The organism is Pseudomonas fluorescens (assembly GCF_902497995.1).
Taxonomy (GTDB): Bacteria; Pseudomonadota; Gammaproteobacteria; order Pseudomonadales; family Pseudomonadaceae; genus Aquipseudomonas; species Aquipseudomonas fluorescens_BK.
Genome location: NZ_CABVII010000033.1, coordinates 1 through 26663, shown reverse-complemented (window position 1 = coordinate 26663; position 26663 = coordinate 1). Strand labels below are relative to the sequence as shown.

At 58.0% G+C, this 26663-nt stretch carries 23 protein-coding genes, 2 rRNA genes and 1 pseudogene; 14 read left to right on the top strand and 12 right to left on the bottom strand.

Annotated features, from left to right (window positions below; translation table 11 throughout):
• Positions 1-30 precede the first annotated feature (30 nt).
• The gene (locus tag F8N80_RS27780; protein WP_150746418.1) at positions 31-957 is read right to left on the bottom strand and encodes a LysR family transcriptional regulator; all 927 of its coding nucleotides are present in this window, start codon (positions 955-957) and stop codon (positions 31-33) included.
• 270 nt (positions 958-1227) lie between these two features.
• On the opposite strand from F8N80_RS27780, the gene F8N80_RS27775 reads away from it, so the two are divergent.
• Positions 1228-2253: an RHS repeat-associated core domain-containing protein gene (locus F8N80_RS27775; RefSeq protein WP_150785149.1), complete on the top strand. Its 1026-nt coding sequence runs from the start codon at positions 1228-1230 to the stop codon at positions 2251-2253.
• A gap of 16 nt (positions 2254-2269) precedes the next feature.
• Here F8N80_RS27775 and F8N80_RS27770 read toward each other — a convergent pair whose 3' ends face one another.
• The 6 genes and pseudogenes from F8N80_RS27770 to F8N80_RS31290 all read right to left on the bottom strand — a co-directional run bounded on the left by F8N80_RS27770 (position 2270) and on the right by F8N80_RS31290 (position 6608).
• A complete protein-coding gene (locus F8N80_RS27770; protein ID WP_150746416.1) occupies positions 2270-3136 on the bottom strand; it encodes an ABC transporter permease in 867 nt (288 codons plus the stop codon).
• A gap of 20 nt (positions 3137-3156) precedes the next feature.
• Entirely contained in the window at positions 3157-4017 is an 861-nt protein-coding gene (locus F8N80_RS27765) for an ABC transporter ATP-binding protein (protein ID WP_150785148.1), read from the bottom strand.
• A gap of 5 nt (positions 4018-4022) precedes the next feature.
• On the bottom strand, positions 4023-5048 hold the full coding sequence (locus F8N80_RS27760) for an ABC transporter substrate-binding protein (protein WP_150785147.1): 1026 nt from the start codon (positions 5046-5048) through the stop codon (positions 4023-4025).
• A 17-nt stretch (positions 5049-5065) separates the two neighbouring features.
• Positions 5066-5962 carry a TauD/TfdA dioxygenase family protein gene (locus F8N80_RS27755; RefSeq protein WP_150746413.1) on the bottom strand — a complete coding sequence of 299 codons (897 nt, stop codon included), beginning with the start codon at positions 5960-5962 and terminating at the stop codon, positions 5066-5068.
• Positions 5963-6201: 239 nt separating this feature from the next.
• A pseudogene (locus tag F8N80_RS27750) lies at positions 6202-6321 on the bottom strand (LysR family transcriptional regulator); the annotation flags it as partial.
• Entirely contained in the window at positions 6309-6608 is a 300-nt protein-coding gene (locus F8N80_RS31290; RefSeq protein ID WP_191632998.1) for a hypothetical protein, read from the bottom strand. The pseudogene F8N80_RS27750 and the gene F8N80_RS31290, both read right to left, overlap by 13 nt.
• On the opposite strand from F8N80_RS31290, the gene F8N80_RS27745 reads away from it, so the two are divergent.
• The 5 genes from F8N80_RS27745 to F8N80_RS27725 all read left to right on the top strand — a co-directional run bounded on the left by F8N80_RS27745 (position 6607) and on the right by F8N80_RS27725 (position 13046).
• Complete coding sequence (locus F8N80_RS27745) at positions 6607-8001, top strand: diguanylate cyclase domain-containing protein (protein ID WP_150785146.1); 1395 nt, start codon at positions 6607-6609, stop codon at positions 7999-8001. The genes F8N80_RS31290 and F8N80_RS27745 overlap by 2 nt on opposite strands.
• Before the next feature lie 7 nt (positions 8002-8008).
• Positions 8009-9337, top strand: coding sequence for a glycosyltransferase family 2 protein (locus F8N80_RS27740; protein WP_150785145.1), 1329 nt, complete (start codon positions 8009-8011; stop codon positions 9335-9337).
• A gap of 1 nt (position 9338) precedes the next feature.
• The gene (locus tag F8N80_RS27735) at positions 9339-11465 is read left to right on the top strand and encodes a TolC family protein (protein WP_150746410.1); all 2127 of its coding nucleotides are present in this window, start codon (positions 9339-9341) and stop codon (positions 11463-11465) included.
• Between the two features lie 7 nt (positions 11466-11472).
• A complete protein-coding gene (locus F8N80_RS27730) occupies positions 11473-12519 on the top strand; it encodes an HlyD family secretion protein (protein ID WP_150746409.1) in 1047 nt (348 codons plus the stop codon).
• A gap of 191 nt (positions 12520-12710) precedes the next feature.
• Positions 12711-13046: a tryptophan synthase subunit beta gene (locus F8N80_RS27725; protein ID WP_150785144.1), complete on the top strand. Its 336-nt coding sequence runs from the start codon at positions 12711-12713 to the stop codon at positions 13044-13046.
• A gap of 157 nt (positions 13047-13203) precedes the next feature.
• On the opposite strand, the gene F8N80_RS27720 is transcribed toward F8N80_RS27725, so the two are convergent.
• The 3 genes from F8N80_RS27720 to lapG all read right to left on the bottom strand — a co-directional run bounded on the left by F8N80_RS27720 (position 13204) and on the right by lapG (position 16838).
• Positions 13204-13584: a DUF6124 family protein gene (locus F8N80_RS27720; protein WP_150785143.1), complete on the bottom strand. Its 381-nt coding sequence runs from the start codon at positions 13582-13584 to the stop codon at positions 13204-13206.
• 603 nt (positions 13585-14187) lie between these two features.
• The gene (gene lapD / locus F8N80_RS27715) at positions 14188-16131 is read right to left on the bottom strand and encodes a cyclic di-GMP receptor LapD (RefSeq protein WP_150785142.1); all 1944 of its coding nucleotides are present in this window, start codon (positions 16129-16131) and stop codon (positions 14188-14190) included.
• A gap of 14 nt (positions 16132-16145) precedes the next feature.
• The gene (gene lapG / locus F8N80_RS27710) at positions 16146-16838 is read right to left on the bottom strand and encodes a cysteine protease LapG (RefSeq protein ID WP_150785141.1); all 693 of its coding nucleotides are present in this window, start codon (positions 16836-16838) and stop codon (positions 16146-16148) included.
• A 195-nt stretch (positions 16839-17033) separates the two neighbouring features.
• Here lapG and F8N80_RS27705 point away from each other — a divergent pair, with 195 nt between their 5' ends.
• The 8 genes from F8N80_RS27705 (at position 17034) to F8N80_RS27670 (ending at position 26234) form a co-directional block, all read left to right on the top strand.
• Entirely contained in the window at positions 17034-17744 is a 711-nt protein-coding gene (locus tag F8N80_RS27705; protein ID WP_150746405.1) for a GntR family transcriptional regulator, read from the top strand.
• A gap of 656 nt (positions 17745-18400) precedes the next feature.
• Positions 18401-19177 (top strand): DUF3050 domain-containing protein, encoded by a 777-nt coding sequence (locus F8N80_RS27700; RefSeq protein ID WP_150746404.1) that lies wholly within the window; start codon positions 18401-18403, stop codon positions 19175-19177.
• Positions 19174-20103: a diiron oxygenase gene (locus F8N80_RS27695; RefSeq protein WP_150785140.1), complete on the top strand. Its 930-nt coding sequence runs from the start codon at positions 19174-19176 to the stop codon at positions 20101-20103. The genes F8N80_RS27700 and F8N80_RS27695 overlap by 4 nt, the downstream gene beginning before the upstream one ends.
• Before the next feature lie 13 nt (positions 20104-20116).
• Positions 20117-23533, top strand: a complete 3417-nt coding sequence (locus F8N80_RS27690) for a non-ribosomal peptide synthetase (protein ID WP_150746402.1) — start codon at positions 20117-20119, stop codon at positions 23531-23533.
• Positions 23534-23562: 29 nt separating this feature from the next.
• Positions 23563-24030 (top strand): SRPBCC family protein, encoded by a 468-nt coding sequence (locus tag F8N80_RS27685; RefSeq protein ID WP_150746401.1) that lies wholly within the window; start codon positions 23563-23565, stop codon positions 24028-24030.
• 234 nt (positions 24031-24264) lie between these two features.
• Positions 24265-24774 (top strand): sigma-70 family RNA polymerase sigma factor, encoded by a 510-nt coding sequence (locus tag F8N80_RS27680; protein WP_150746400.1) that lies wholly within the window; start codon positions 24265-24267, stop codon positions 24772-24774.
• The gene (locus F8N80_RS27675; RefSeq protein ID WP_150785139.1) at positions 24774-25787 is read left to right on the top strand and encodes a FecR domain-containing protein; all 1014 of its coding nucleotides are present in this window, start codon (positions 24774-24776) and stop codon (positions 25785-25787) included. Before F8N80_RS27680 ends, F8N80_RS27675 begins: the two co-directional genes overlap by 1 nt.
• An 87-nt stretch (positions 25788-25874) precedes the next feature.
• Positions 25875-26234, top strand: coding sequence for a hypothetical protein (locus tag F8N80_RS27670; RefSeq protein ID WP_191633000.1), 360 nt, complete (start codon positions 25875-25877; stop codon positions 26232-26234).
• Between the two features lie 103 nt (positions 26235-26337).
• On the opposite strand, the gene rrf (F8N80_RS27665) is transcribed toward F8N80_RS27670, so the two are convergent.
• Positions 26338-26453: ribosomal RNA gene (rrf, locus tag F8N80_RS27665) — 5S ribosomal RNA — on the bottom strand.
• Positions 26454-26560: 107 nt separating this feature from the next.
• Positions 26561-26663: ribosomal RNA gene (gene rrf / locus F8N80_RS27660) — 5S ribosomal RNA — on the bottom strand; the annotation flags it as partial.

The window sequence follows — 26663 nt, the reverse complement described above, 5'->3', positions numbered from 1 at the left end:
GCAATACAAAACCCCTGCAGGAGCTGGCGTTCAGGTTGAGGTGGGTTGTGCGGCCAGCCACGTCTCGTCGCAACAGGCTTTCAGCGTCTCGCGCATCCACCGATGCGCCGGGTCCTTGTCGAAACGCGGGTGCCAGGCCTGGGTCAGCATGAGGGTCGGCAGCGGAATCGGCAGGGTGAATGAACGCAACTTCAACCCCAAACGCCGCACACTCAGCAACGCCTCTTTCGGTACAGGCAGAATCAAATCGGAATCAGGCAACGCAAACATCGCCGCATGGAAACTCGGCGCAATCACCGCCACCCGCCGCTCCAATCCCAAGGCGTTGAGCGCCGTGTCGATGGGGCCACGGGCGATGCCCCGGCGCGACATGCTGATATGAGAAAAACCGGCGTAGCGCTCCGCGGTGATCTCTTCATCGAACAACGGATGGTCCTCGCGTACCAACCCGACAAAGTGCGTGGAAAACAGGTTCTGCACCTTCACCTCCGGCATCAGCGGCCGGTTGTTACTGACGCTTAAATCGATGCGGCCTTCACGCAAGGCTTCGTCATCCCCATCGCCTTCCGGGACAAAGCGCAATTCACAGTGCGGCGCCTGACGTTCCATCGTGTCGAACAACTTGCCGCCGTAGACCCCCACGAAGAAATCGTTGGCGCGAATACTGAACCGCCGCCGCAAGCTTCCCAACTGCACTTCATCGGCGGAGCGGAACAGCAACGCCGCCTGCTCGACCACATCCCGCACCTGCTCGCGCAACGCCAGCGCCTTGGGCGTCGGCACCAAACCACGACCGGCGCGCACCAGGATCGGATCGCCAATGGCCTCGCGAATTCGCGTCAGCGTGCGGCTCATCGCCGCCGGGCTGAGATTCATCCGCCGCGCGGCGCCCACCACACTGCCTTCGTCGAGCAAGGCGTCGAGGGCGACCAGGAGGTTCATGTCCGGGAGTTGCATACTGAGCACTCATGTCTGATCTGGATTGATTCAAACGCAATGCTAACAGCCTGCCCCCCTGTAGGAGCAAGCTTGCTCGCGATAAACGATAACGCGGTCTACCTAGGGACCGAGTCACATTCATCGCGAGCAAGCTTCGCTCCTACAGATGAGCGTGTACGGGTTTGCGAGGCGGCACCCTAGCAGTTCTGATAGTTCTCAACCTTGGCACAAGCGCGTAAAACCAAAGAACGGCACTCACTTCGCTCATTTACCCGGGAAGGCCGCTCCATGACCCCAACAGATCCGGTCGATCAACAGAAATCGAACACGCAACGCACCATTTTGCTGGCGACTGATAGCCAAAAATCGGCGCTCGCCGAAGTGGTTGGCGATGACATCAATCGCCTGGCTTACGCCGTCTACGGCCATCAGTCTGCGCAACAGGAAGTCGCGACGCGGCTGGGCTTCAACGGTGAGCTGCGCGAGGCGCAAACCTGCTGGTATTTGCTGGGCAACGGCTACCGTGCTTACAACCCCCGATTAATGCGTTTTCATAGCCCAGACAACTGGGGTCCGTTTGGGCGGGGTGGGTTAAATCCGTATATGTATTGCGTGGGGGATCCTGTGAACCGTTCGGATCCGACAGGACATTGGAGCGTACTTGCACTGCTTTCCAGTGCAAGGAATATCGGGGCATTGGGATATTTTACTTCCATTCTAGGAACAGGCTTAAATCTTAGTAGTTTATTTATATATGGCGGGCGAGCTAGACTAGCAAACGGTCTCGGGACGTTATCCGGGATAACAGGTCTCGCTGCCGGGGCTTCCGCAATGTTTAACTATGCTCCTCAAGCCACTCAATTACTTTCCGCTACAAGTGTGATATCGGGTGCAGCCTCAACTTATCTTGGTGCTCGGGCACTGCGCACTGACTTTAGACATTTAGGGTGGTACGAGGCCTCCTTCAGAAGACCTAGCAACAGTCCCCCTGCTTACTTCGAGACATACCCTCCTCGTGGCGCCCCGGGGGCCGCTCCATCTTTACCACCTGCCTATCCTCTCAACAGCTCAACGATGCTGCCTGTGACCGCTGGTCAACGACCGCCCGCTTACTCAAGACAAGATCCTGCACTGTTCTCAAGGCCATTACCTGAATATGAAGCGTATTTATCATCCTCAATAGATCCTATTGATACAGCAACCGTTGGAGGAGATTTTTCGGCAATAAGACATTCCGCTCGACTTCAACGGCAAGCACTGGATCGGTTAGATGGTCTGTCAACCTCGGGAATGACCATTCGACAAAGAAGATAGGCACGGGAATCCTATCTCACCGCTGCATCCCCCACCGCTTCACCGTCACCCGCTCCAACGTATCGAACACCAGATTCTCCACCAGCAACCCAATCAAAATCACCACCGCCAACCCGGCAAACACCTTGTCGGTGTACAGCTCATTACGATTCTGAAAAATGTACCAACCCAACCCGCCCTTACCACTGGTTGCACCAAACACCAATTCAGCCGCGATCAACGTGCGCCAGGCGAAGGCCCAGCCTATTTTCAGCCCGGCGAGAATCGACGGCAGCGCCGCCGGAATCAGGATGAACAACACAAAACGCATCCCCTTGAGGCCGTAGTTGCGCCCGGCCATGCGCAGGGTTTCCGAGACGCCGAGAAACCCGGCATAGGTGTTCAGCGCCAAGGCCCAGAGCACCGAATGCACCAGCACGAAAATCAGGCTGTTCTGCCCCAGGCCAAACCACAGCAGTGCCAACGGCAACAGGGCAATCGCCGGTAGCGGGTTGAACATCGAGGTCAGCGTACTCAGCAGGTCGCGACCGAACTGCGTCGACACCGCCAAGGTAGTCAGGGCAAATGCCAGCACGATGCCGATCAGGTAACCCTTGAGCAACACCACCAGGGAAATCCACACCTTGCCCAGTAACTCGCCGCTGAGCAGGCCGTCATACAGCGCATGAGCGGTTTGCACAAAACTTGGCAGCAGCAGGTCGTTGTTCTGAATCCGGGCAACCACTTCCCACAGCACCGCCAGCAAAATCAGGATCAGGCTTTTACGAATCCAGCCCTGTTGCCACAGACGCTGACCCAGCGGCAGTTCACGCTCCAGCGGCACGCTCGTCAGGGGCTGCAAAACGGTTTCGAATTCTTGTCGCACAGATGAAAACCGGCTCATCGGGCACTCCTTTCAATGGCTCAATAAGCGATGCGGATGTCGGAAAAATCCAGCTCGCGCTCGGTTTCCGGTGACTGGCTTTCATCGAACAACAAGCGATGAATGCGCCGCGCCGACGCTTGAAACTCCACGCCGCCGAGGCTGTGCAAATCGTATTGATGGCTGTGGACTTCGGCCCGCACGCGACCCGGATGCGGCGACAGCAGCAAAATCCGATTGCCCACCACCAGCGCTTCTTCGATGGAGTGAGTGACGAACAGCAACGTGAAGCGCACCTCTTCCCAGAGCAGCAGCAACTCTTCCTGCATCTTGCGTCGGGTCAGCGCATCGAGCGCGGCGAAGGGTTCATCCATCAGCAGGATTTTCGGCTGCATCGCCAATGCCCGGGCGATGGCCACTCGGGCCTTCATGCCGCCGGACAAGGTGTGCGGATAGGCGTCGGCAAACGCGGCGAGCCCGACCTTCTCCAGATAGTGCAAGGCCCGTTCTTCGGCTTCCTTTTTCTTAAGGGTTCGGGAGGCCAGCAACGGAAACATCACGTTCTGTTTGACGGTTTTCCACGGCGGCAGCTGATCGAACTCCTGGAACACCACAATCCGGTCGGGCCCCGGCGCAGTGACGGTTTGCCCTTGCAGCCGAATCTCGCCCTCGCAAGGCTGGATGAATCCGGCGGCGGCCTTGAGCAAGGTGGATTTACCGCAACCGGACGGGCCGAGCAGCACAAAGCGATCGGCCGGATCGATTTCGAAACTGACCTGATGGGTCGCCCGAACCACACGTTGCGGTGTGCGGTATTCCAGGCTGACCTTGTCGACCGACAACAGCGCCCGGGCTGCCGCGATCGGGTTGCTGGCCGTGTGGCCTTGCACAGGGGCGTTCATCTCTATCAGCTCCCTTGCAATGGTTTGGCATCCTGGAAGAAGTAATCCTTCCACGAATCCGGTTTGTGCTTGATCGCGCCGACCCGGTAGAGAAACTCGGCCAACGGGTAAGTGTTTTTCGGCGTGACGCTGAATTCGAACTGCGGGTTGTCGATGATCTTCAACAGCGCAGCGCGATCAATTTTCGCCTTGGTGACACGGATGTAAGTGTCGGCCGCCGCGCCCTTATCGTTCTGGGCAAACTGCGCCGCTTCGGTCAACGCCTCGACGAAAGCCTTGTAGGTCTTCGGGTTCTCGTTGCGGAATTTCTCGGTGGCGAACAGCACCGTCGGCGAGTTCGGGCCCAGCAGGTCATAGGTGTTCAGCACCACATGCACGTTGGGATTGGCCAGCGCCTGATCCTGGAACGGCGGGTTGGAGAAGTGCCCGCTCAATTCGGTGCCGCCAGCGATCAGCGCCGCCGTGGCGTCAGGATGCGGAACGGCGATGGTGTACTTGTCGAGGCGATTGAACTCCTTGTCGCCCCATTGCCTGGCAGCCGCGTATTGCAGGAAGCGCGACTGCACCGACACCCCTACCGCCGGCACCGCAATGCGGTCCTGCTCGGTGAAATCGGCGATGGTCTTGACCTTGGGATTGTTGCTCACCAGGTAGTACGGAAAGTTGCCGAGCGAGGCTACGGCCTTGACGTTCTGCTTGCCGTGGGTGCGGTCCCAGATGGTCAGCAACGGACCGACGCCAGCACCGGCGATATCGATCGAACCAGAGAGCAATGCATCGTTGACCGCCGCACCGCCGGAGAGCTGAGTCCAGTCGACCTTGATGTCGAGGCCTTCCTGTTTGCCGTACTTCTCGATCAGGTTCTGATCGCGCACGACGTTGAGCAACAGGTAAACAATGCCGAACTGCTCGGCGATGCGGATTTCACCTTCGGCCTGGGCCACGGTCGGCGCCACCAGGCTGCCGGCGATCAGGCTCAAACCCAGGCCGATCGTCGCGGCCAAGGGGGCAAATGAAAGACGTTTGGACATGGGAATTCTCCTACAAATCAGAAAGGCGCGTCGCCCTGGATGGTGGTGCGATACAGCTTGCGGCGCAGATGGCTCGGGCAGCCGGCGGCAAGGTGGATCAGCGAGCGGTTGTCCCAGAACACCAGGTCGTGGGCCTGCCATTGATGGCGATAGATGTTCTGCGCCAGCACGCTGTGGGCGTAGAGCTCGGCGAGCAGTGGCTGGCTCTCGTCTTCCGGCAAACCGACGATACGGGTGGTGAAACCTTCGCTGACGAACAACGCCTTGCGGCCGTTTTCCGGGTGGGTGCGCACGATCGGGTGCACCACTTCTGCGACCTGGGCAAGTTGCTCCGGCGTCAGGGTCGGCCGCCAATTGCCTTCGAATTTGCTCTCGCTGTAGCGCGCCGTATAGGAGTGCGCCGCCGAGCGACCTTCGACGGCTTTGCGCAATGCCCCGGGCAGGTTGTCCCAGGCTTTGTGCATGTCCGCGAACAAGGTGTCGCCGCCTTCGGAGGGCAGCTCCTGGGCGTGCAGCATCGAGCCCAGGCTTGGCAGTTCTTTGTAGGAAAGGTCGGAGTGCCAGAACTTGCCGGCGTCGCCGAGACCGATGGACTGGCGGTTTTCGATGATGTTGGAAACGATGAGAATTTCCGGGTGCCCGGCCAGCAGGAACTGTTTGAGCACGTGGATCTGCAACACACCGAAACGGCGGCTGAAGGCGATTTGCTGCTCGGGGGTGATGTGTTGATCGCGGAACACCACAACATGGTGTTCCAGGTGCGCCCGGTGAATTCGGGCGAAGTCGTGATCATTGATCGGGCGGGACAGGTCGAGGCCGATGATCTCGGCGCCAACGGCGCCGGCGAATGGGCGGATTTCGAACGTTTGCGGCGCGATACTCGCGGCGCTTGGGGTAGCAGTAGCAGCAGACATAAATTACTCCCACGCACGGCACGCTCAAGGGCGCGCGCGTCGATCAGAATCTCACGGAGGTCCCGTGTTGGTTCGTGTCGTGCGGCGCGCCGATTGGTCGGAGGGTACGCAGGGAAGTGACTTTATAGATATAAGAACTGAAATTTAAATATCATTATCGAATAATGATATGGCCTTTTAAAGATGTGACGTATTTGAGGCCGTCTTCGCGGGTAAGCCTCGTCCTACAAGGATCGCTCCTACACAGGTTGCGCCGCCAGCCACGTCTCGTCGCAGCAGGACTTCAGGTTTCGCGCATCCACCGCGGCGCCGGATCCTTGTCCAAAACGGGGGTGCCATGCCTGGGTCAGCATGAACGAATCCGGTAGAGCATACCCTCAACCGCCATCCGCAGATCCGGCTTGTGGTAAACGGAACTGAAGCAGAATTTTTCCGGTGTCGACCAAAACTCGTGAGATTCCGCCCATGCCGGGCGCACATGAAAGCCCGCGCCACTTTTATGCCGCCGAAGGCTTGTCATTTTTTTGACGAATAAAATCAAAATCATCGCCAACCCTCGAAATAGACGGTTTATTGACGAAGTGCTACTATTTCTCATCTGCGCTTGCTTCGCGTTATTTGTCTGCTCCCCCAGGTACCCCATCATGCCCACTTCACCTCCCCGGATTGCTGTTCTTGGCAATTTCACTTCGGGTTTTGCTTCTTTGGAATTGGAACACTTTACCGATCCAGACAGCCTTTTGGCCGCACCCGCGTTTGATGTGTTGTTGCTTGACATGCCTGGTGTCTCTGCGGGGCAATTGCTTCGCAAGCTGCGTATGGATGTGTCTTATCGCTTCAGCTTGATTTACTGCTGCCGTGATCTGGACGGTTGGTGCAAAGCGCTGGGCGATGGTCCCCCCCCTTCTGAACTCAAAGAAATAACGCCGCTCTGGAGGTTGTGGAAAGCACGGTTCAGTCTCTTTAATCGCGCGAGCGCGTCGGATCGATTTGAAAGCCGGGTGCTTTCGTGGTTGTGGTTGCGCTCTAGCGCAGAAGTGCATGCACTGCGCGATCCAGAGGTGCCTCAGCATTATCGCTACCCATTGCTGGAGGTTTTGGCCGAGGAAGAGCAAATCAATACCTTCGTCTGGTTGAAACTGATGGCCCAGCAAGACTGGCTGGAAGAGGGTGTACTGGTCGATCGCGTCCGGCTCTGTACAGGCTGCGGTTCGGGGCGCTTGAACTATGTTGATGTATGCCCTGAATGCCAGGCCCTGGACATTTCACGCCAGCCTTCACTGCACTGCTTTACCTGTGGCCATGTGGGTGCCCAAGAGAATTTTCTGAAAGACGGGATGTTACTTTGCCCTAACTGTTTGAACCGATTGCGACACATTGGTAGCGACTATGATCGACCGCTGGAAAACTATCGCTGCCGGCCATGTCAGGCATTTTTTATTGACGCCGATGTTCAGGCGCGCTGCCTGGATTGTGGCTTGGCACATGCCCCCGACAAGCTGCGAGTACGCGAAATCAGGCACTATCGCTTGACTGAAGCAGGACGTTTGCGCTGCCGCCAAGGCTTTAATAAGGAGTTTGACGAGGGCAATCACTTCGGGCGACTCAATTTACTGGGCGGTAAAGATTTCTATGACCTGCTCACGTGGCAAATTCAGATCGTACGCCGCCATAAACAGCCGGCTTTTTCACTGATTGGTCTGCGCTTCGTCAACTTGACCGATACTCTTCTTCGACTTGGCGAGCACCGTGGGCATGCCTTCGTCGACAGTCTGGTCGATCGTTTGCAGCAAGCAGTCAGGGAAACCGATCGTTGCTCCCGAAGCTCGGAAGAATTCCTCTGGCTCATGCTCCCGCACACTGGAACCGAGGGACTGCTGAGTGTCAAACAACGTCTGGTGCAAGTCGCCGAGTTGTTTTCGACACCTGAGGTCAGTGAGATATCTCTGCGTGTCGTCAGTTGCACCGCGCCACAAGATCTGCTTGATCAGGAAAACTCCGAATTGTTGCTGGCCCGTCTAGCCAGTGAACTGGCTTGAGGCAGCGATGAATCCACTCTTCGATCAGAGTCAGGACATTCTCACTCAACTGGCGGGACCGGATGGTTTGAGTCGATTGTTCTACATGCTCTTTCCGTTCTTCCTGCTGCTTGAATTGCCGTTCAATACACTGGTGTTGCTGGGAGTATTGCGCTGGTTCATACGACGGCAAACCGGCACCCCACAACTCAGCCTTTATCAACCGAAAGTGTCTTGTATCATCACCTGCTACAGCGAAGGGATGGATGTACAGCAGACGCTATTAAGCCTGTGCGAACAAACCTACCCCGGACACATCGAGATGATACCGGTGGTGGACGGTGCTACCGTGAACCAGCCTACGCTACATGCTGTACGGGACTTCCAGGTAGACCCTCATTTATATCCACGACGACATCTGCGTCCGATTGCGAAATGGCAGCGTGGCGGCCGAGTGTCTTCATTGAATGCCGGTCTGGCCCATGCCAGCGGCGAGATCGTAATGGCCTTGGATGGTGATACATCGTTTGACAACAACATGGTCAGTGCCATGGTGCGGCATTTTGCGGACCCGTCGGTTCCGGCGGTGGCTGGGAGCTTGCGCGTTCGTAATGCCTGGAGTTCCATGACTGCGGCGATGCAAGCGCTGGAGTACTTACTTTCGATCCATCTATCGAAGATCGGATTGGCCGAATGGAATCTGGTCAATAATATCTCTGGGGCCTTCGGCGCGTTCCGTCGCAGTTTCCTTATGAAAATTGGTGGCTGGGATACTCATACAGCAGAAGACCTTGATATAACACTGCGAATCAAAAGTTATTTCGGACGTCATAACTTAAGAATTCCATTCGAACCTGAAGCCATTGGCCATACTGATGCACCGACGACGTTCAAACAGTTTCTCATGCAGAGACTACGCTGGGACGGCGACCTTTTTTTCCTGTACGTTCGCAAGCACAGCCATAGTATAAATCCGACGCTATTAGGGTGGCGGACCTTTTTGATGGTCCTCCTCAGCGGCTTCTTTTTTCAATTGGCGCTGCCCTTCATCATTGTGGGCTACACCTTACTGGCATTGTTCATCCTGCCTGTCTCAACGCTGTTGGTCTTGTCTGCTCTGGTCTATCTGCTGTACCTGACGATCACCGCACTATTATTCGGGGCCATGCTGTTAATGGTTTCCGATCGGCCTCGACAGGACCTGCGTTTTGGATTGCTAGTGCCGCTTTATCCGCTGTTCATGTTGATTATGCGCAGCTGGAGTGCAGTCGCCATGCTCAATGAAGTGTTCCGTCGTGGCCATGAAGAAAGCAGCATGGCGCCATGGTGGGTCTTGAAAAAAGCCACAAGGTTTTAACATGCGATCGGTGTTTTTTGCTCTAACTTTAGTGCTGTCATCTACTTCATTGCTGGCTCAACCGCTGACACTTCAAGAATTGATAGATAAGCAACAATCAGATCCTCTGCTGCGTGCTGGCCAGGCTGACCTTCGAGCCCTCGACGCAGAAGCCAGGCTTCATCAAGACAGGGCCGGATGGCAAGTATACGCCGGCGCTGGCTCCGGGCGTTTTCAAGAGTTGGTCACAGATGAAATCCGCGATGATTATTACGGTCGAAATTTTAGTCTTGGTGTACGCCATCCTCTGTTGGGTAGCCTTAAACGTCAGCTCGACCTGTTGCAAGCCAATCGGTACGAACGCCAACAACAGCAATCACGCATTGCTTTAGAGGAGGTAAGCCAGCGCCTGGCATTGCGTAGCGCATACGCTGATTGGTGGCGCGTACAACAGGAAGCAGCTTTTTGCGGTGAACTCATTCCCGCGGCCAAAAAGGCGGGTCAGGCGATTCGCCTGCGCGTGCAAAAAGGTTTGTCGCGCGCCTCCGAAGGTCAGTTGCAGTCAGACGAGTGGGAAGCGCTTTCAACCCGATGCAAGGCGCTGACCAGGATCGAAGTAGATGTACGCGAAGATTTGGCCAGCATCAGCATGAGCGTATTACCCGATGGCGCCCAGGCAGTGGCCGAGCCTCTGGCGCCACAACCACAACCATTGGTTCAATGGCAGGCGCTGCTGAATCAACATCCAAGGGTAGCGGAAAAGCAAAACCTGCGTGATCTGGCCGACAAAGAGCGAGACAACCCCTGGTATTCGTCGATTGACTCCGATGTCGCTCTGACCGGCACTCGGGAGTATCGCAGCGGTTCGGATAAAGCGGGCAGCGGCTTGGTGGCCAGTCTCAATTTCTCTACGCCTTTCGACCTGGTCGGCAATACGCGGGCTCGCCAACAAGTCGCCGACGCACGCTACGAAGCGGCGAATGACCGAGTTGAGGCCGAACAACGTTCGTTGGGACTGGAGCTGAGCAAGGCATTGCGCGCCCAAAGTACCGCGCAAGCGTCAATCAGGCAGCGCAGCCAGCAATGGCGTACCGCCTCGCTGGCTCTTGATGAGGAAAAGGCTCGGGGCAAGCTCGACGCCGATGAAAACCTCAATACCCTATTGACCACCGAGCGCATTTATTTCCAGTCGGGATTCGAATTAATTGCCGCGTGGCATGCCGCCTGGTTGCGTCAGGCAGAGCTGAATCTCTTCACCGAAGACAGCCCACAGTTTTCTGCATTGCTGGGTGACGAGCGTTTGGAGTGGTCGCCAATGGTCAAGCCGAAAACCTCAGCAACAGGTACGGCCTCCACGTCCCTGGCACGACGTCAGAGTATTTCGTTCGAGCCGGAAAAATGGCTTCAGGCCACTTATGTCTGGAGCAGCGAAGCCTTACTGGACCCAAAGCGTCGTCCGACGGAACTGCAAGCATTGCGTAAAGCCGGCATGGAGAAAGTCTATCTTGGACTCAACGCTGCCCAGGTGAGCAATCTGTCGGCGACTCGCCAGGCGCTTAATCAATTACTTCAAGAGGCCGCACGCAGCGGCCTGCAAGTGAGTCTTTTGCTTGGCGACCCAAGCTGGATCGAGCCCCAGCAGCGCCGGAAATTAACAAATTTATTGGAAAAACTTCAGGGGTTGGCGTTTTCCAGCCTCCATCTGGATCTCGAAGTTGAGCAACTCGGCTGGCCGGTACCCGATCAACGCCTGCAAGACTGGCTCGACACTTTGAGTGCGGCATCGGCGGTCAGTCATTGGCCAGTAGAAATATCGAGCCACCATCGCTGGTTCGCGGCGCCCCAGGCCGGACACCCCTGCGTGCCTTGTGTACTCCCGGCAATCGGAATTGGTCAGGTCAGCCTGATGATTTATACCCGCAATCCACAGCACAGTGCGCAATTGGCAGGGGAGATTGCGCAGCGTTGGCCGGCTCTGCAATTTCGTCTGGCCCAGAGCGCCGAGCGCCAGTTGTCATCCACTGAAAGTTGGGCCGGCGCCTCCGCTGAACAAATGCAACGCCAGGTAGCGGTATGGCGTGACCAGTTACAACCTCAGGGTATTGTCGGCATTGACTGGCAAGCCTGGCGAGACTTCCCAAAATGGTGAGATGCTCATGAAGATTCGTTTTAATAGCAATAAAGAGCACAACCCCACTCAGGAACATGGTTTGAATGTGCTCTACGCCCCAGGCAAGCGTATGGCATTTCGCCTACGTTGGTATCTGATCCTGTTCCTGGTAGCCAGCCCGTTACTCTGGCTTGTCGGCAAGCTGCTTTATGGTTTTCTGCTGATTGACGCGCCAGCACAGCTGCACCTGCCTATTCAGGACGTGCGTGCACGAGAGGCCGGTCGGATCGAACAAGTGCTCGTCACCGCTGGTGATCATGTGCAGACCGACCAACTGCTAACCAAAGTCGATAATCTGGAATGGCGCGTCCGATTATTGCAGCTTGCAGCCATGCCCGTTGCACCCCGGCAGCTCGGCGATAACGATTTGGCGACAAAGGAGCGTCAATTGCTCAGAGCCACGACAAATCGCGCAGAACAACGGGTCCAGCAGCTGGAAAGCCTAGTGCGGCAGGGCGCAGCTACTCATGGAGAAGTACTGGCTGCGCAGGCCGAACGCGACGGACTTCAATCGAATTTGTTGGCTTTCGAACGTCGTGAGCAGTTAGCTCATCTATCACCTCAAGGATTTGATTTGGAGGTGATACAGCAAAACACCGAACAACAATGGCTGAAGACGCGGCTGGAAGCCTTGTCAGTGACTGCACCGCAGAGTGGACGGATAGCAGAAGTGCTGGTCTCGCCAGGTGAGAACGTCGGCCCGGGCACGCTGCTGATGCGTCTGGAACAGTTGACCGATCCCTTGCTGTGGATCTATCTGGAACCGCTTTACATCAACTACGCGCAGACGGGTCAGCCACTGAAAGTGCATATGCCGGACGGAGAATGGCTGGATGCTCACGTGGTGCAGGCGGTGGACAGTGCCAGTCGCACGCCACTCGTTCTGCGCGGGCCATTCGCCGCGAGCGAAATGGGATTGCAGGTCGCTGCCAAGTTTGATCAACCACTACCGGCACGTTGGAGAATCGATCAATTGCCATTGAATGTTCGATTTCCCAATGATTGGCTGGGGATGCTGGGGATCGACAAGTAAGCAGTCGAAAACTGGATGCTCAACTCAGTTTTCTCACTGACCAGGATTCCGTGCGTTTGGCTGCACCGGCAGCACTTGGCGCGGGCTAGGGGCTGTTGACGTTTACATGGGTAGCCATAGGAACCCGCACAGCCGGCGATTGGCCTATGCTGCTCTTGGCTGTCATGGAATCAACGCTCGAGGGATGCACCATGTTCTATGTGCAACGCAATGCAGAAGGCCGACTGATGCGCGTGGAAGCCCAGGCCTACGCCGAAGCCACCGAAACGCTGCCGGCCGACCATCCAGACCTGCAGGTTTGGTTCGCCAGCGAGGTGATGGCGACCAGCCTCAAACAGCTCCAGCAAAGCGACCTGGACATGATCCGGGTGCTCGACGACTTGATCCAGGTATTGACCAGCAAAGGGGTGATCCGCGTGACTGATCTGCCGGCCGCCGCGCAAGCCAAGCTCATGGACCGGTCCCAGGCCCGTGAGGCGCTGGGTGGGTTGAGTCATTTGGTCGATGATGAGGCGGGATTGATTTAGTCTTCAGTATCATCATCGCTTGTACTGACGCCTTCGCGAGCAAGCCCGCTCCCACAATAGATCTTCAGCGAACACATTATTTGTGTACGGCCTAGATCCAATGTGGGAGCGGGCTTGCTCGCGAAGGCGATCTTCAGTTCACCATAGGATTGTCCCGCTAAACCTTTGCCTGGGACTGCATCATCTCCGGCGATTCAAGGTGATCAAGTGCCCGTTCCACCAACAAATGAACCCCATCGGCCATTCGGCTGAGCGCCAGGGCGACAGAACGGCGTGAGCCTTCCACATCGTCGGCGAGGTCGGCGGCGATGGCGCTGATCGAGAGCAGGTCTTCGGAGGCGTTGGCCAGAAGGGCTTCGATGTGGATATCTGGAGATATGGAGAAGAGGAGGCTCTTGCGGGGTTTCTGTGGTTTTTCCTGAGAGGGAAAATGATGATCGAGAGCGCGCTCGGCGGCTTCGGGGAGTTTTGGGGAATCGAGGGATTCGTGGGACGAGATGCCAGAGTCCTCTGGCGGGTTCGGAGTTACCTTGAACATGGTGGGTTTCCTTAAAAAATGGAAGCTGAACCAGGTTCGCTTGCACGCGAATAAGGTGGCAGCCATGTGCGGGGTGCAAGACCGAGTAAAGCCACCCAGAAACCTCGGCAGACCCGAAGGTCTCCCGCACACAGCCGCCATAAAGCGATTACAACGAGCATAAATGCTCGATGAAAGCTCGTGGCATTGGTTGGGTGGGTCTTTTACTCGGACTTGCACGTCCGTGTCACCGTTTTTTCAGTGACAATCCCAGACTATCCATGGTCCCGAAGCTGGACAAGTTCACCAATACCGCTACAACTTGAAGGAAATCTCCGACGCCGCTGTCCCCCATCCGATCGTTCCCACGCCAGCTCTGATGGTGTCTGTGCTGACGCCTTCGCCGGCAAGCCAGCTCTTATAGAACAAAATTTATCTCATTGATTTTTAAGATAAATTATTTGCCGATTTATCGACATGTTCTCTGCGCGAAAGCGCAGCCTCTTCGTAGGCTGGGCGGCCTCCTACAGGGATCTCCAGTGAATGAGGTTCTGCGCTCGACCGAGAATCAATGTGTGAGCCTGCTCGCGAATACGGACTCACAGACGACGCAAGTTGAAGGCCTTACTTCCATGACGTCGGCTCCCCGAACAACCGCCCCTGAACCCCATACACCCCCAGCTCACGCATCACCGACAACTCCCCTTCAGTCTCGACCCGTTCGGCAATCAAAGGCAGATCGATACTGTGGGCAGCCCGCTGAATCGCCTCGATGAACACCCGCTTGTCACTCTCCCGGTCAATCGCCCGGATGTAGCTGCCGTCGATCTTCAGATAGGCCAACCCAAGCCGCGCCAGATTGCCGATCATGCTGAAGCGCCCGCCAAAGTGTTGCAGGCTCAATGAGAACCCGAGCTCCCGCAGACGCCGCGTCAGCTCTTCAAGCACCGCCTGCTCCGGCAGTTGCTCCTCGCCGATTTCCAGGGTCAGCCGCGATCCCAGATGGGAATGCGCACGTAAAATCTCGAAGATTTTATTCAGCGCCTGCGGATCGACCAATGTCGCGCGGGAGAGGTTCAGCGCCAGCGACTCTTGGTGATCGGCCATTTGATCAAGCACCAAGTCCAGCATCAGGTGGTCCAGCCGCGCGGTCCAGCCAAAACGCTCGAGCCACGGCAAGAAACGCCCGGCGGGAATGGCCTGGCCCTGCTCGTCGAGCAAACGCGAAAGCACTTTGTAGTGCAGTACCAATTGCCGGTCCTGGCTGGCCACCACCGGCTGGAAATACAGCTTGAAACGCTGCTGATTCAGCGCCCGGTCAAGCAAGCTGTGCCAGGCATGGTGGTCATCACCGACCCCGGCCGCTGCGCTGTGGTCAAGGCAGACCCAGTTCTCACCCTGGCCTTCGGCCTGCGCCAATGCCTGGTCTGCCAGCCCCAGGATCGCCTGCGGCGAGTCGCCATGATCAAAGGGTGCCAGCCCGACCGAGGCGACCGACGCCACGTCCGTGGCGCCGGTCGCGTGCAGGCTGGCCAACGCAGCGCCGATGTTCTGCGCCAGTTGCAGCGCTTCTTCGCGCACCAGCCCCGGCGCCAGCACGGCGAATTCGCCGCCACGGATGCGCGTGATGAGGTTCAGCGTTTGCGGGTATCTGGCGCACTCACGGGACAGTTGTTCGCTGACCGCTATCAGCAGTTCATCGGTGTATTGACCGCCCAGGCGCTGGTTCAAACCGGCCAGATCCTTCACCCGCAACAGCAGCAGATAACCTGAGCTGGCTTGCTCCGGATTACTCACCCACGCGTTCAATTGCATCTCGAAATAGCGCCGGTTGGCCAACCCGGTCAGGGTGTCCTGATAGGACTCGGCCCGCAGTTTTTCACTGCGCTCGGCCTGCTCCTGGAACAGCGCCTTGAGCTTTTCGACCATCTGGTTCATGGCCTGCACCACGCGGCGCAGTTCGGGGGTGCGCGGCAGGTCTGGCAGGCTGAGGTATTCCCGACGGGCGATGGCGTGGGACTGCTCGACCATATAATCGAGCGGCTTCAGTTGCCGGCGCAGCAACAGCGCGCCCAGCACCGCACTGACCATGCCACAGATCAGCAGCCAGCCCAGACTGCCCAATGCGCTCTGCCAGAGCTTGGCCAGCGCGAACATCGGGTGGCTGACCACTTCGACCCTGGCGGCCTGCTCCCAGCCTCGGCTGACGATGGCATCGCCGCCCGCCGGTTCCAGACCGATCAGGTCGACGAACCAGTCCGGCACATGACTCACCGCCGTCATGCCACTGCGCTCGACCAGGGTCTTGTCGTTCGACAGATCGACTACCCGGATGCTCGCGTAATACCCGCTGTCGAAGATCGAGCTGACCAGCAACTCGACCATTGCCGGATCGTCAATGTTCGGCGTCAGGGACAGCGCCAGCGCCGTCGCGGCATCCTGGGCGTGGGAGCGCAACTGGTTGACGTATTGGGCACGCGAGCTTTCCAGGCTGACGATGAAGTTGCCGGTGAAGGCGACCACCAGGAACAGACAGAGAGCCATCGACAGCTGTTTGAACAGAGACATCTGAGGGCGTGCTCCTAGTGGGTCGTCTCGACCGGGAAACCTTCTGCCTGCATTTTCTCCAGCACATCCTGCCAACGGGACAGATGTTTGGTGTCTCCCACCTGTTTGTTGCCCTTGGCACCCGGTAGCCACAATCCTTGGGCATTAAAAGCGTAGACCGGCAGCAGGTCGGCTCGTTGGCTGGCGGGCCTGATCGCATCAATCAGGCTGTCGAGCACCAGCGGCACGGCCTCAGGACTCGAGTAATAGGTCAACACCATATGGGCGCGGTTCAGGCTCACGGCCTTGACGTAGGTGATACGCAATTTGTCACTGGAAACACCGAGATGGCGCAGGCTGAAATATTTGGCGATAGCAAAGTCTTCGCAATCGCCGGCGCCTTGCCACAGGGTTTCGATCGGGGTTTGCCAATAATCGATCAGACGCCACAGGTCGATGTCCTCTTCGTAACGCAGCTGTCTGTTGAAGAACTGGTTGACCACGTCGAGCTGTTGCAGCTCGCTGATCTGCTTCTGCGTGGCCAGCAACTGTTGCCAGGCATTGATGCGTTGCTGACCTTCGCCCAGCGGTCCGTATAATGCCTGCGCTCGACGGCTGATCAGGGAAAAATCCCAGTCCGCGTGCAGACCGCCCGGCATGATGCCGGCCAGCAGCAGCGCGCCGCATAGCCAGCGCAATGTCCGGGGAATCGCAAAACATGCCGCCACGGCGAGGCTTCCAGATGGGGCAGATAGAGTCGAGTGATGGTGAAGGCTGCCCCGGTAAAAGACAATGGCACGGTGCGATCACTGCTGACGCGCTAAACTCTTGATATAGCCTTTTACACGGTTTGACATGTTGTATAACCATTACTACTGTTCATTGGATCCAAAAATCATCTCAGTCAATCAGGGTGCGTTGTAGTGACACAGAAGCCCAACCCTCTCAGCAGCATCAAGGTCAGCGGGCCGATTCCTGCTCATCTGGCACGCTCGGTGATCGAAGAGACCCTGCGTGCTGCCATACTCGACGGTCGCATCCCTTGCGGCACCGCCCTTAGGCAGCAAGACCTGGCCGATCTGTTCGGCGTCAGCCGGATGCCGGTGCGCGAAGCCTTGCGCCAGCTCGAAGCCCAGTCGCTGCTCAACGTGATCGCTCATAAAGGTGCGGTGGTTGCGCCGCTGGTTCAGGGCGATGCCGTTGAAACTTACGCCCTGCGGATTCTGTTGGAATCCGAAGCCCTGCGCTTGTCGATCCCGTTGCTGACCAACGAGGATTTTGAACAGGCCGCCCGCTACATCGATGAACTGGAAACACAACACGACTACACCGAAATCGGCCGGCTCAACCGTCTGTTCCATATGACGTTGTACAACAAGGCGCCGAACCGGCGACTGTTGAACCTGGTGGAAGACGGCTTGAACGAGGAAGAACGCTTCCTGCGCTTCAACCTGGAAGCCATGGGCCTGGGCAAACTGTCCCAGGAAGATCACCGGGCGATGTTGCGGGCCGTGGAAGACCGCGACATTGAACGCTCGGTGAAGATGCTCGAACAACACCTCAATCGCGGGGTCGAGGTCATCACGCGCTACCTCGAAAGCCCCGAGGCAAAGAACCGGAAAACCCCGAAGTAATTCCAGCGGCAGGCTTGAACAAGCAAAGCGAACTGCTCGCTCTCGCTTGCCGTGATTGCATCCCCTCCTCCAAGGTCCTGCCTTCGACTCACCACCCTCAAACCCGATCATTGCACCGAGAGCATTCACCACTCGGTGATGGCGGCTTCCTTGAATTAGGCTCACGCTTGGTCCGCCAACGAATAATGAACGGGTGACGCACCGCACGAGCGAGCAGTCCTCGCAACAAGAATCAACGAAAGGAGTCTTGTCACCGGAAAGGAAGAATCGGCGATCCCAGGCCAACTTCCACCCCCTCAGATCACCTTGACGCTAGCCATTTGAAAGTTGCTTCGAGTGAGGCATTCACTCTCTGTTTCGATTCTGACTTATATAAGCCGGAAGGAGTAACTACGACCAAATAAAACTTCACCCAAAAGTCTTATTGGAACTTGTCGCGCCCGACAAAGTTAAACTTTAAAATAATAAAGAAATATCTTGATCAGAACTTTACTTGTGTATTAGTTTTTCATCGCCACCAACGAACATTGGCCGGCAGGCCGTAATCAGAAAGTTTATATACACCCAACCCAGATCAATTAGTTTGAGATACCCGCTCGCCAGCAGAAAACCTTATTCACTCGTTACTTATTGACCACACACTTATAGGCGCACCCATGACATCGACTAAAGACCGTCTCGATCAGAAAAAAGCACAACTGAGCGCACACCCGATCTTTTCTGAAATACATTCACTCCCGGCACTTCAACGCTTCATGGAATCCCACGTGTTTGCGGTGTGGGACTTCATGTCCCTGACCAAGCGCCTGCAACAGGAATTGACCTGCGTCCAATTGCCCTGGTTGCCGCCGCCAGATCCGCAGGCGGCGCGCCTGATCAACGAGATAGTGTTGGGTGAAGAGTCCGACGACCGTCCGGCCCAAGGTCACTACAGCCACTTCGAGCTGTATCTGGATGCCATGCGCGAAGTCGGTGCAAGGACGGTCGCCGTGGAACGCTTCGTGGCGCTGCAACAGGAAGGTGTCAGCTATGACGTGGCCTTGCAAAGTGTGGATGTCGATCCGGCAGCCGCGCAGTTTGTGCGCCACACCTTGCACACCGCCCTTCATGCGCCGGGCCATAGCGTTGCAGCGGCCTTTCTGCATGGTCGTGAGGGTGTCATCCCGCAGATGTTCCAGCGGATCCTCGACGACTGGGGCATCGGTATCGAGCAAGCGCCGACCTTCCGTTATTACCTGCAGCGGCACATCGAGGTCGACTCCGAGGACCACGGCCCGGCGGCGGAAAAACTCCTCGCCCGCCTGGTCGATGGCGATCCGCAGCGTGAAGAAGACGTCTATGCCAGCGCCATCGCAGCCGTGGAAAGCCGCATCGCCCTGTGGGATGGCCTGCGCCGGAGCATGAGCGAACCGGTAGCCGAGGTGAACGCATGAACACCGCCGACTACCAATCCTTCGCCGATGCCTGGGAGAGCCGCGCCACCATCCGCACCCGTCCACGACGAGTGCTGGAGAACGACGAGAAGCTGATTTATCCCTTGAGCCGTCAGCCGTTGGTGCTGAGCGAAACCTTCCTGCGCGAATGCCCCGGGCAGCGCGACTTCGCCTTGGTCCAGACGCTCTACAAGTTCATCAATGACGTGGTGATCTTCGAAACCGAGATCGTCGACAAGACCGCCCGCAGCATCGCGAAAAACCGTTTCCCGCTGGCCTTCCCGTTCGCCTGCCGTTACGACGCCATGACGGTGGTGGTGGACGAGGACTACCACGCGCTGGTGGCCATGGATTTCATGCAGCAGACCATCGCCATGACCGGCATCACGCCGATCGGGCTGCCGGATGAAATCGAATTGAGCCGGGCGATTCCGGCGGCCGTCGCACTCGCGCCGCAACACCTGCGCAGCGCCGTGGAATTGATCTGTGTAGCCATCGCCGAGAACACCGTGACCGGTGATGTGGCGGCGTTCGCCAAGGACGATACAGTCAAGCAGTCGATCAAGGGCTTGATGGCCGACCATTTGCTCGACGAGGGCCGCCACTCCGGCTTCTGGACGCGGCTGGTACGCATCTACTGGCACACCGCAAGCGAAGACGACCGTCGCTGCATTGCGCACATCCTGCCGGTGTTCATCGGCCAGTACCTGACCAACGACATCCAGAAGTCCTTCGACTTGCGGCTGATCGAGTCCTTGCCGATCAGCGATGGCGCACGCTGCGCACTCAAGGGCGAAGTCTCGGGACTGGCCTTTCCGATCAATCGCCATCACCCGCTGGTCGCCAACATCGTGCGGTTTTTCCGCAGCAGTTCGTTGCTCGACTCGCCGTGCGTGCAAGACGCCCTCGGCGACTACCTGGCTTAACGAGGAGCACATCATGAGACGTCTCGACATTCTGCTTATTGGACGCAGCCAGGCCTTGACCGACCTGGCGCTGGAACTCGAACAACAGGGTCATTCGCCAAGGCAGTCGACCTCCCTCGACGAGCAGGCGACGGGTCACGTCGATTTGCTGATCGATGACGCCAGCCTGTCCGTTCATTCCTTTGGCGATGCACCGCGACTGACCCTGCAATTGGGCGTCGGCGCGCCGGGAACTTCAGGCCTGCCGCCGCTCGACCTGCTGTGCCAGTTCGGCTCGACGCTGCTGACTCGGGTGCCGATCGCCGATGAACCTTCAGGTAACGGTCAGGCGTTGCGGGTACGAGCAGTGGCTGAACTGGTGGACCAGGTTGCGTTGTTGATCAGCCGCTACTCCCGGGATGCCGAGTATTTTCTGCTCGCCCCACCCGCACCCTGCGCCTCCTTCGAGCAGATCGAGAGCCTGCTGTTTCTGGAAAGCCTGGCGTTCGTCCATCGGCTCAACACCACCGCAGCGCCTTGGCTGCTGCAACTGGCGCAGACACCGCTGATCGAGCGCCTTGAGCAGCGCTTCAACCAGTGCCCCGAGCGTCCGGCGCTGAACGTCGCCGGCAACTCTCTGAGCTATCGCGAACTGCATGCCCTGAGCCGCGCCATTGCGCAGCGTCTGCAACCCTTGCTCGATCAGCATCAGGGACCACTGGTGGTCGGGATCTGCCTGGCGAAATGCAGCGCACTGTATGCGGGGATTCTGGCGATTCTCGGCAGCGGTGCGGTGTATCTGCCACTGGAGCCAAGCCATCCACTGCAACGCCAGCAGTACATCCTGTCGAATGCCGGGGCGCTATTGTTGCTGCATGACGGGCAACACCCGCTCGCGGCCCAGATGCCCGGCCTGGACATCACCCGGATCGGTGTCGATCAAGTGAACCTCGATCAACCATTGATGCGCTCGCGCCCCGATCTCGCGGCGCCGTGCATGGCGCTCTATACCTCGGGCACCACCGGCCATCCCAAAGGCGTATTACTCAGCCAGGCCAACCTCGCCCACTTCAGTACGTGGTATGCCGACTACGTGCAACTGACCGAACAGAGCCGGGTGTTACAGTTTTCGTCGCTGAGTTTCGACTCGTCGCTGATCGATATTTTCCCGACCCTGCTGCAGGGTGCCGAGTTGATCGTGCCCAGCGACGATCAACGTCGCGACCCGTTGCAACTGGTGGAACTGATCCGCCACCAACGACTGAGCCATGCCTTTTTGCCGCCCGCGCTGTTGAGCATCCTGCCACTGGATCAATTGCAGTGCCTGGAGCATGTCATGACCGGCGGCGATGTCTGCGAGCCCTGTGTCATCGAGCAACTGACTCGCCAGGGCAAGCTCTACAACCTCTATGGGCCGACCGAAGCCACGGTGCTGATCACCGCGCGACAACTGCGCAGCGGCGACAGCAATCGCACCCTCGGCGCGCCGATTGCGAACAGCCAGGTGCTGATTCTCGATGAGGATTTTCAACCGGTGGCGCAACAGACCGTAGGCGAGTTGTACATTGTCGGCCCGGGGGTGTGCATGGGTTACTTGAATAACCCGCAGCAGACCGCCGAACGCTATCTGAATCTGCGCCTGGCCAATGGTGAGAGCCTGCGCGCCTACCGCACCGGCGACATGGCCAAGTGGACCGGCGCGGGCATCGAGCTGTGCGGACGCCGGGACAACCAGGTGAAGATCCGGGGCTTTCGAGTCGAGCCGGAAGAGATCGAACGCTGCCTGCGCGACAGTCAGATGTACCGTCAGGTGACAGTGGTCATCGACAGCCAACGGCGGATTTTGGCCTTCCTCGCGCAGCCTCAGGAAGAGCAACCTGGTGTCGCTCGCGAAGCGCTGAAAGCACATGCCATTGAGTTCCTGCCCGACTACATGCAGCCAATTGCCTGGACCGAACTGTCGAGCATGCCGTTCGCCAGCAACGGCAAGGTCGACCGTAAGGCGCTGCTCGACCTGCCCGTCAGCATTACCGAACACCACTCACGGCGCTTGCCCGCCAGTGCCGATGAAGCCCTGTTATTGGCAATCTGGGCGGAGTTGCTGGAACTGCCAGCCAGTGAAATTTCCACCGACGAAAGCTTCTTCAACCTGGGCGGCCACTCGATCCTGTTGTCGCGGATGCTCCTGCGATTGCGTGAAGAATTCGGTCGCAGCATCTCGATCAACCGCTTCATCGAACGGCCGACCATCAGCAAACTGGCGACGCTGGTTCGTGGCTCCGGCACCGAACAAGTGTTGAGCGAACAGGCCATGGCCGACGCCTTCCGCGAGCTGGATGTGCAGCCATTGCCGGTGAGCGCCATGGGCGACGTGCACAAGGTGATCGTCACCGGCGCCAACAGTTTTGTCGGTGTGCACATCGTCGAGGCACTGCTGGCCCGGGGCACCAGCGAAGTCGCCTGCCTGGTGCGGGAGGGTGGCGGGCAATCGGCGGCCGAACGCTTTGCTCATGCCATGCGAGAGAACCGTCTGGAGCATCTGGACCTGAGCCGGGTGCAGGTTTATGCGGCGGACATTACCCGCCCCGGGCTGGGGCTCGCCGCGGATGTCTATGAGCGACTGGACCGGGAGTTTGGCGCACTGGTGCATAACGCCGCCAACGTCAATCACGTCCTCGATTACGAGTCATTGGCGCGGGACAACGTCGAACCGATTTTCGAATGCCTGCGATTGTGCGAAGGGCGCAGCAAAAAGATCTTCAACTTCGTCTCGACGCTTTCGGCTTCCAGCACCCTTTGCGCCGATGGGCGGGTCCTTGAGTTGCCTGCCGCACCGACCCCGCCGATCTACATCAAGAACGGCTACAACCTGTCGAAATGGGTGGGTGAACGCATCCTCGAGCGGGCTCGCGAGCGTGGGGTCCGGGTCAATCTGTATCGCCCCGGCAATATCAGTTTCAACAGCCTCACGGGGGTCTGCCAACCGCACAAGAATCGTTTGATGCTGATGCTCAAGGGTTCGATCCAGCTCGGTCAGGTACCGGAATTCGCCCTGAATTTCGACCTGATGCCGGTGGATTTCCTCGCCCGTTTCATTGCCTTCCACGCCAGCCGCTATCAGCCCGACAAAGCGGTGTTCAACCTGCACAACCCCGAACCCTTGAGCTGGGACGCCTACGTCGCATCATTTCGTGAGGCCGGCCGGGAGTTTTCGATGGTCAGCGTCGCCGACTGGCAGCAGCAACTGGGCCAGGTCGACAGCGACAACGCGCTGTTCGGCGTACTCGGTTTCTACCTCAACGGCTTCGAAGAAGACATCGGCGATATCTCGATGATTGGCCACGACAACGCCCACGCTGGCGTGCGCCAGATGGGCGCGCACTACCCGGAAAAATCCCCGGCGCTGCTGCGTCGCGGCTGCGACTACCTCAAACAAATCAATTTTATCTGAATCATCTCAACCAAGAACGGAGCAATACCATGAGCACTCTGCAACCCGATACCCTGATCAAAAACCCTCAAGGCTGCACTGTCGTGGCGTCGGTGGAAGTGCCGGCCGATGCCGCGCAAGTCTGGGCCGTGGTCGGCAACTTTGCCGGCTTCGATCGCTTCATTCCGGCACTGTCGCACATCGAGATGACCGGCGAAGGCGTGTCATCCCTGCGCAAGAAATTCTTCAGGGACGGCAATCTGGTGGTCGAACAACTCAACTCCCGGGATGAGCCGGCACGGAGCATGACCTGGACCACGATCTACAACACCCTGGGCGTGGCCAACTTGTGGGCGGCGATGAGTGTTGAAGCGCTGGGAGCGAACACGTCGCGGGCGACCTGGACCATCATTGCCGAACCGGTCCGGGGTGATGCCGAGGCGTTGCCAGGGTTCAAGGAATTCGTGCAGGGGTTTGCCGATGATGCGATGAACAATGTGTTGAAGCTGTTCGTGTAAGACTTTTATTCAGCGGTGACTGGTCCACCGCTTTCGCGAGCAAGCCCGCTCCCACACTGGATCGACGTCGTACACAAATATTGTGTTCACTGAAGATCGAGTGTGGGAGCGGGCTTGCTCGCGAAGAACGATAACGCGGTCCAACTGACGTAACGCTCAGCAGCAGTTGCAAATTCCCCGGCCCTTGATAACAATGCGACTAATTATCATTTATGACGTCCAGGCTTCGCGTTCATGTCCTCACCCGAGTTCGCAGTACAGGCGCTTTACTGTAGCCATCACGGTTGGCTCAACACGTGGCTGCGCGCTCGACTGGGCAACGCCGCCGATGCGGCGGATCTGGCTCAGGACACGTTCGTTCGTCTGCTGCAACGCACCGAACGCCTGGAACTCAAGGCACCACGCGCCTTTCTGCGCACCATCGCCCGGGGCCTGGTGATCGATCATTGGCGCCGTGAGGAAATCGAGCGCGCCTACCTGGAAAGCATCGTCCATTTGCCCGAGGCCGAAACCCCGAGCGCCGAGGCGCTGGCACTGGTGCTCGAACTGCTCGAACTGCTCGAAAGCATCGCTCGCCTGCTTGAAGGCCTGAAGCCGAAAGTGCGTCAGGCGTTTCTGCTGGCTCAGTGCGAAGGACTGACCCACAAGCAGATCGCTGAACAGATGGGCTTGTCCCTGCGCTCGGTGGAGCGTTATGTGGCCGACGCGCTGTATCACTGCTACATGCTGCGGTATGAAGCATGATGCCGGTGGATAGCTTAGTGCTGAATCGCCGCGGCGAGCCGCATCAGCAAGTGGTCAAGCAAGCCATCAATTGGCTGCTGCGGCTGCGTAATAACGCGACCAATCCAAGGCTGCGTCTGCAATGCGATAGCTGGCGGGCAGAACACCATGAACACGAACTGGCCTGGCAACGAGTGCAATCCCTGCATGCCGAACTGAGCAGTAACCTGCGGGCGGTGCCTGGCGCCCAAGTCGCCTTCAACACGCTGGAAAACAGTGCCCAGGGACTGGGCCGACGCCAGGCCCTGAAGCTGCTGTCGGGCGTGTTGCTGATGGGCTCCGCCGCCTGGCTGGGCAAGGAGGCCGTGGGCTGGCAACCATGGACCGCCGACTTCTCCACCGCCACCGGTGAGCGACGCGGCTTCCAACTGCCCGATGGCACACGCCTGGAGCTCAACACCGCCAGTGCGGTGGATCTGGATTACACCGCGCAGCAGCGGCTGATCAAACTGACTCGCGGCGAAATCATCGTGACCTGTGGCGGAATCGACGAAGGATCTTCGTTTGATCGACCGTTACGGGTGCACAGTCGCCACGGAGTGTATGAAGGGGTAGGTGCCCGTTTCATCCTGCGCCAGGATACCGACTGCACCCGACTCAGTGTCACCAGTGGCATCGTCGCGATTCATTCGCCGCTGGCCGCTGACGGTGTGCCGATTCGGGTGGACGCCGGACAGAGCTATCTGATCGATCACCACCAGGCGAAACCGGTACCGCCGCTGAACATGGATGTCGGTACCTGGGTCGACGGCCTGATCGTGACCCGCAACATGCGCCTGGGGGATTTCCTCAATGAAGTCGCACGCTACCGGCACGGTTATCTGACGTGCTCGGCGGACATTGCCGACTTGCGGCTGTCCGGGGTCTTCCGTCTCGAAGACACCGACAAGCTGCTGGCCATCCTGCCGCAAACCCTGCCTGTGCAACTGCGCTACCGCACTCGCTGGTGGGTGGCACTGGAGCGGCAGGCTTGAATTATTTTGGCGGGTTTTTCGTGCACGGCCGGCTTAGTCAGTAAGTACCTCAATTCTGACTTCAGCGACTTCCCACGGAAATCTACAATGACTGCGCGCGCCTTCAGTAAGCCCCCCCTCAATTACGCAGCGGAATCAGGCGTTTTGCGCCACGCCATCCGCGCAGCGCTGTTCTCGACCGCTTTGGGTGTTGGCCTGCTGCCAACACTTGGCTTCGCGGCACCGGGCAGCGAGGCCAGCAGCCACCGCTACCACGTTGCCGCCGGCCCCTTGAGCGATGCGCTCAACCAATTCGCGCGTCAGGCGGGCATCACGCTGTCGACGACTCCGACTCAAACCCAGGGCCTTCAATCCAACGAGTCTTACGTGGCGTCTTGTGCCAGCCTGGACTTCTGCTACTTGGGTGAAGAGCGCAACGTTGCCGCCACGGTGAGCTACCAGTTTTAACGACTCGTGATTCTCACAAAGCCAGCACCTGACTCCAGCTTTTACAGATCCCGGAAAGACAAAACCCCTGTCTGCGTTGGCAGACAGGGGTTCTGGAATTCAATCTTGACGATGACCTACTCTCACATGGGGAAACCCCACACTACCATCGGCGATGCATCGTTTCACTGCTGAGTTCGGGATGGGATCAGGTGGTTCCAATGCTCTATGGTCGTCAAGAAATTCTGTAACCAGCCCGTTACAGCGGTAACGTGCCAGCAAAATAGGTGACTTCTACTAAAACGAAACCCCTACCTGCAGACGCAGATAGGGGTTTCGGAATTTAATCTTGACGATGACCTACTCTCACATGGGGAAACCCCACACTACCATCGGCGATGCATCGTTTCACTGCTGAGTTCGGGATGGGATCAGGTGGTTCCAATGCTC

What these genes read in the sequence shown, in the direction of transcription:
- F8N80_RS27765 (WP_150785148.1), bottom strand. Translation starts at nt 4,017, where the DNA reads ATGAACGCCCCTGTGCAAGGCCACACGGCCAGCAACCCGATCGCGGCA.
- F8N80_RS27730 (WP_150746409.1), top strand. Translation starts at nt 11,473, where the DNA reads ATGAAGATTCGTTTTAATAGCAATAAAGAGCACAACCCCACTCAGGAA.
- F8N80_RS27770 (WP_150746416.1), bottom strand. Translation starts at nt 3,136, where the DNA reads ATGAGCCGGTTTTCATCTGTGCGACAAGAATTCGAAACCGTTTTGCAG.
- F8N80_RS27760 (WP_150785147.1), bottom strand. Translation starts at nt 5,048, where the DNA reads ATGTCCAAACGTCTTTCATTTGCCCCCTTGGCCGCGACGATCGGCCTG.
- F8N80_RS27675 (WP_150785139.1), top strand. Translation starts at nt 24,774, where the DNA reads ATGCCGGTGGATAGCTTAGTGCTGAATCGCCGCGGCGAGCCGCATCAG.
- F8N80_RS27695 (WP_150785140.1), top strand. Translation starts at nt 19,174, where the DNA reads ATGAACACCGCCGACTACCAATCCTTCGCCGATGCCTGGGAGAGCCGC.
- F8N80_RS31290 (WP_191632998.1), bottom strand. Translation starts at nt 6,608, where the DNA reads ATGATGGGGTACCTGGGGGAGCAGACAAATAACGCGAAGCAAGCGCAG.
- F8N80_RS27745 (WP_150785146.1), top strand. Translation starts at nt 6,607, where the DNA reads ATGCCCACTTCACCTCCCCGGATTGCTGTTCTTGGCAATTTCACTTCG.
- F8N80_RS27780 (WP_150746418.1), bottom strand. Translation starts at nt 957, where the DNA reads ATGCAACTCCCGGACATGAACCTCCTGGTCGCCCTCGACGCCTTGCTC.
- F8N80_RS27680 (WP_150746400.1), top strand. Translation starts at nt 24,265, where the DNA reads ATGTCCTCACCCGAGTTCGCAGTACAGGCGCTTTACTGTAGCCATCAC.
- F8N80_RS27775 (WP_150785149.1), top strand. Translation starts at nt 1,228, where the DNA reads ATGACCCCAACAGATCCGGTCGATCAACAGAAATCGAACACGCAACGC.
- F8N80_RS27685 (WP_150746401.1), top strand. Translation starts at nt 23,563, where the DNA reads ATGAGCACTCTGCAACCCGATACCCTGATCAAAAACCCTCAAGGCTGC.
- F8N80_RS27720 (WP_150785143.1), bottom strand. Translation starts at nt 13,584, where the DNA reads ATGTTCAAGGTAACTCCGAACCCGCCAGAGGACTCTGGCATCTCGTCC.
- lapD (WP_150785142.1), bottom strand. Translation starts at nt 16,131, where the DNA reads ATGTCTCTGTTCAAACAGCTGTCGATGGCTCTCTGTCTGTTCCTGGTG.
- F8N80_RS27735 (WP_150746410.1), top strand. Translation starts at nt 9,339, where the DNA reads ATGCGATCGGTGTTTTTTGCTCTAACTTTAGTGCTGTCATCTACTTCA.
- F8N80_RS27725 (WP_150785144.1), top strand. Translation starts at nt 12,711, where the DNA reads ATGTTCTATGTGCAACGCAATGCAGAAGGCCGACTGATGCGCGTGGAA.
- F8N80_RS27670 (WP_191633000.1), top strand. Translation starts at nt 25,875, where the DNA reads ATGACTGCGCGCGCCTTCAGTAAGCCCCCCCTCAATTACGCAGCGGAA.
- F8N80_RS27690 (WP_150746402.1), top strand. Translation starts at nt 20,117, where the DNA reads ATGAGACGTCTCGACATTCTGCTTATTGGACGCAGCCAGGCCTTGACC.
- F8N80_RS27740 (WP_150785145.1), top strand. Translation starts at nt 8,009, where the DNA reads ATGAATCCACTCTTCGATCAGAGTCAGGACATTCTCACTCAACTGGCG.
- F8N80_RS27755 (WP_150746413.1), bottom strand. Translation starts at nt 5,962, where the DNA reads ATGTCTGCTGCTACTGCTACCCCAAGCGCCGCGAGTATCGCGCCGCAA.
- F8N80_RS27700 (WP_150746404.1), top strand. Translation starts at nt 18,401, where the DNA reads ATGACATCGACTAAAGACCGTCTCGATCAGAAAAAAGCACAACTGAGC.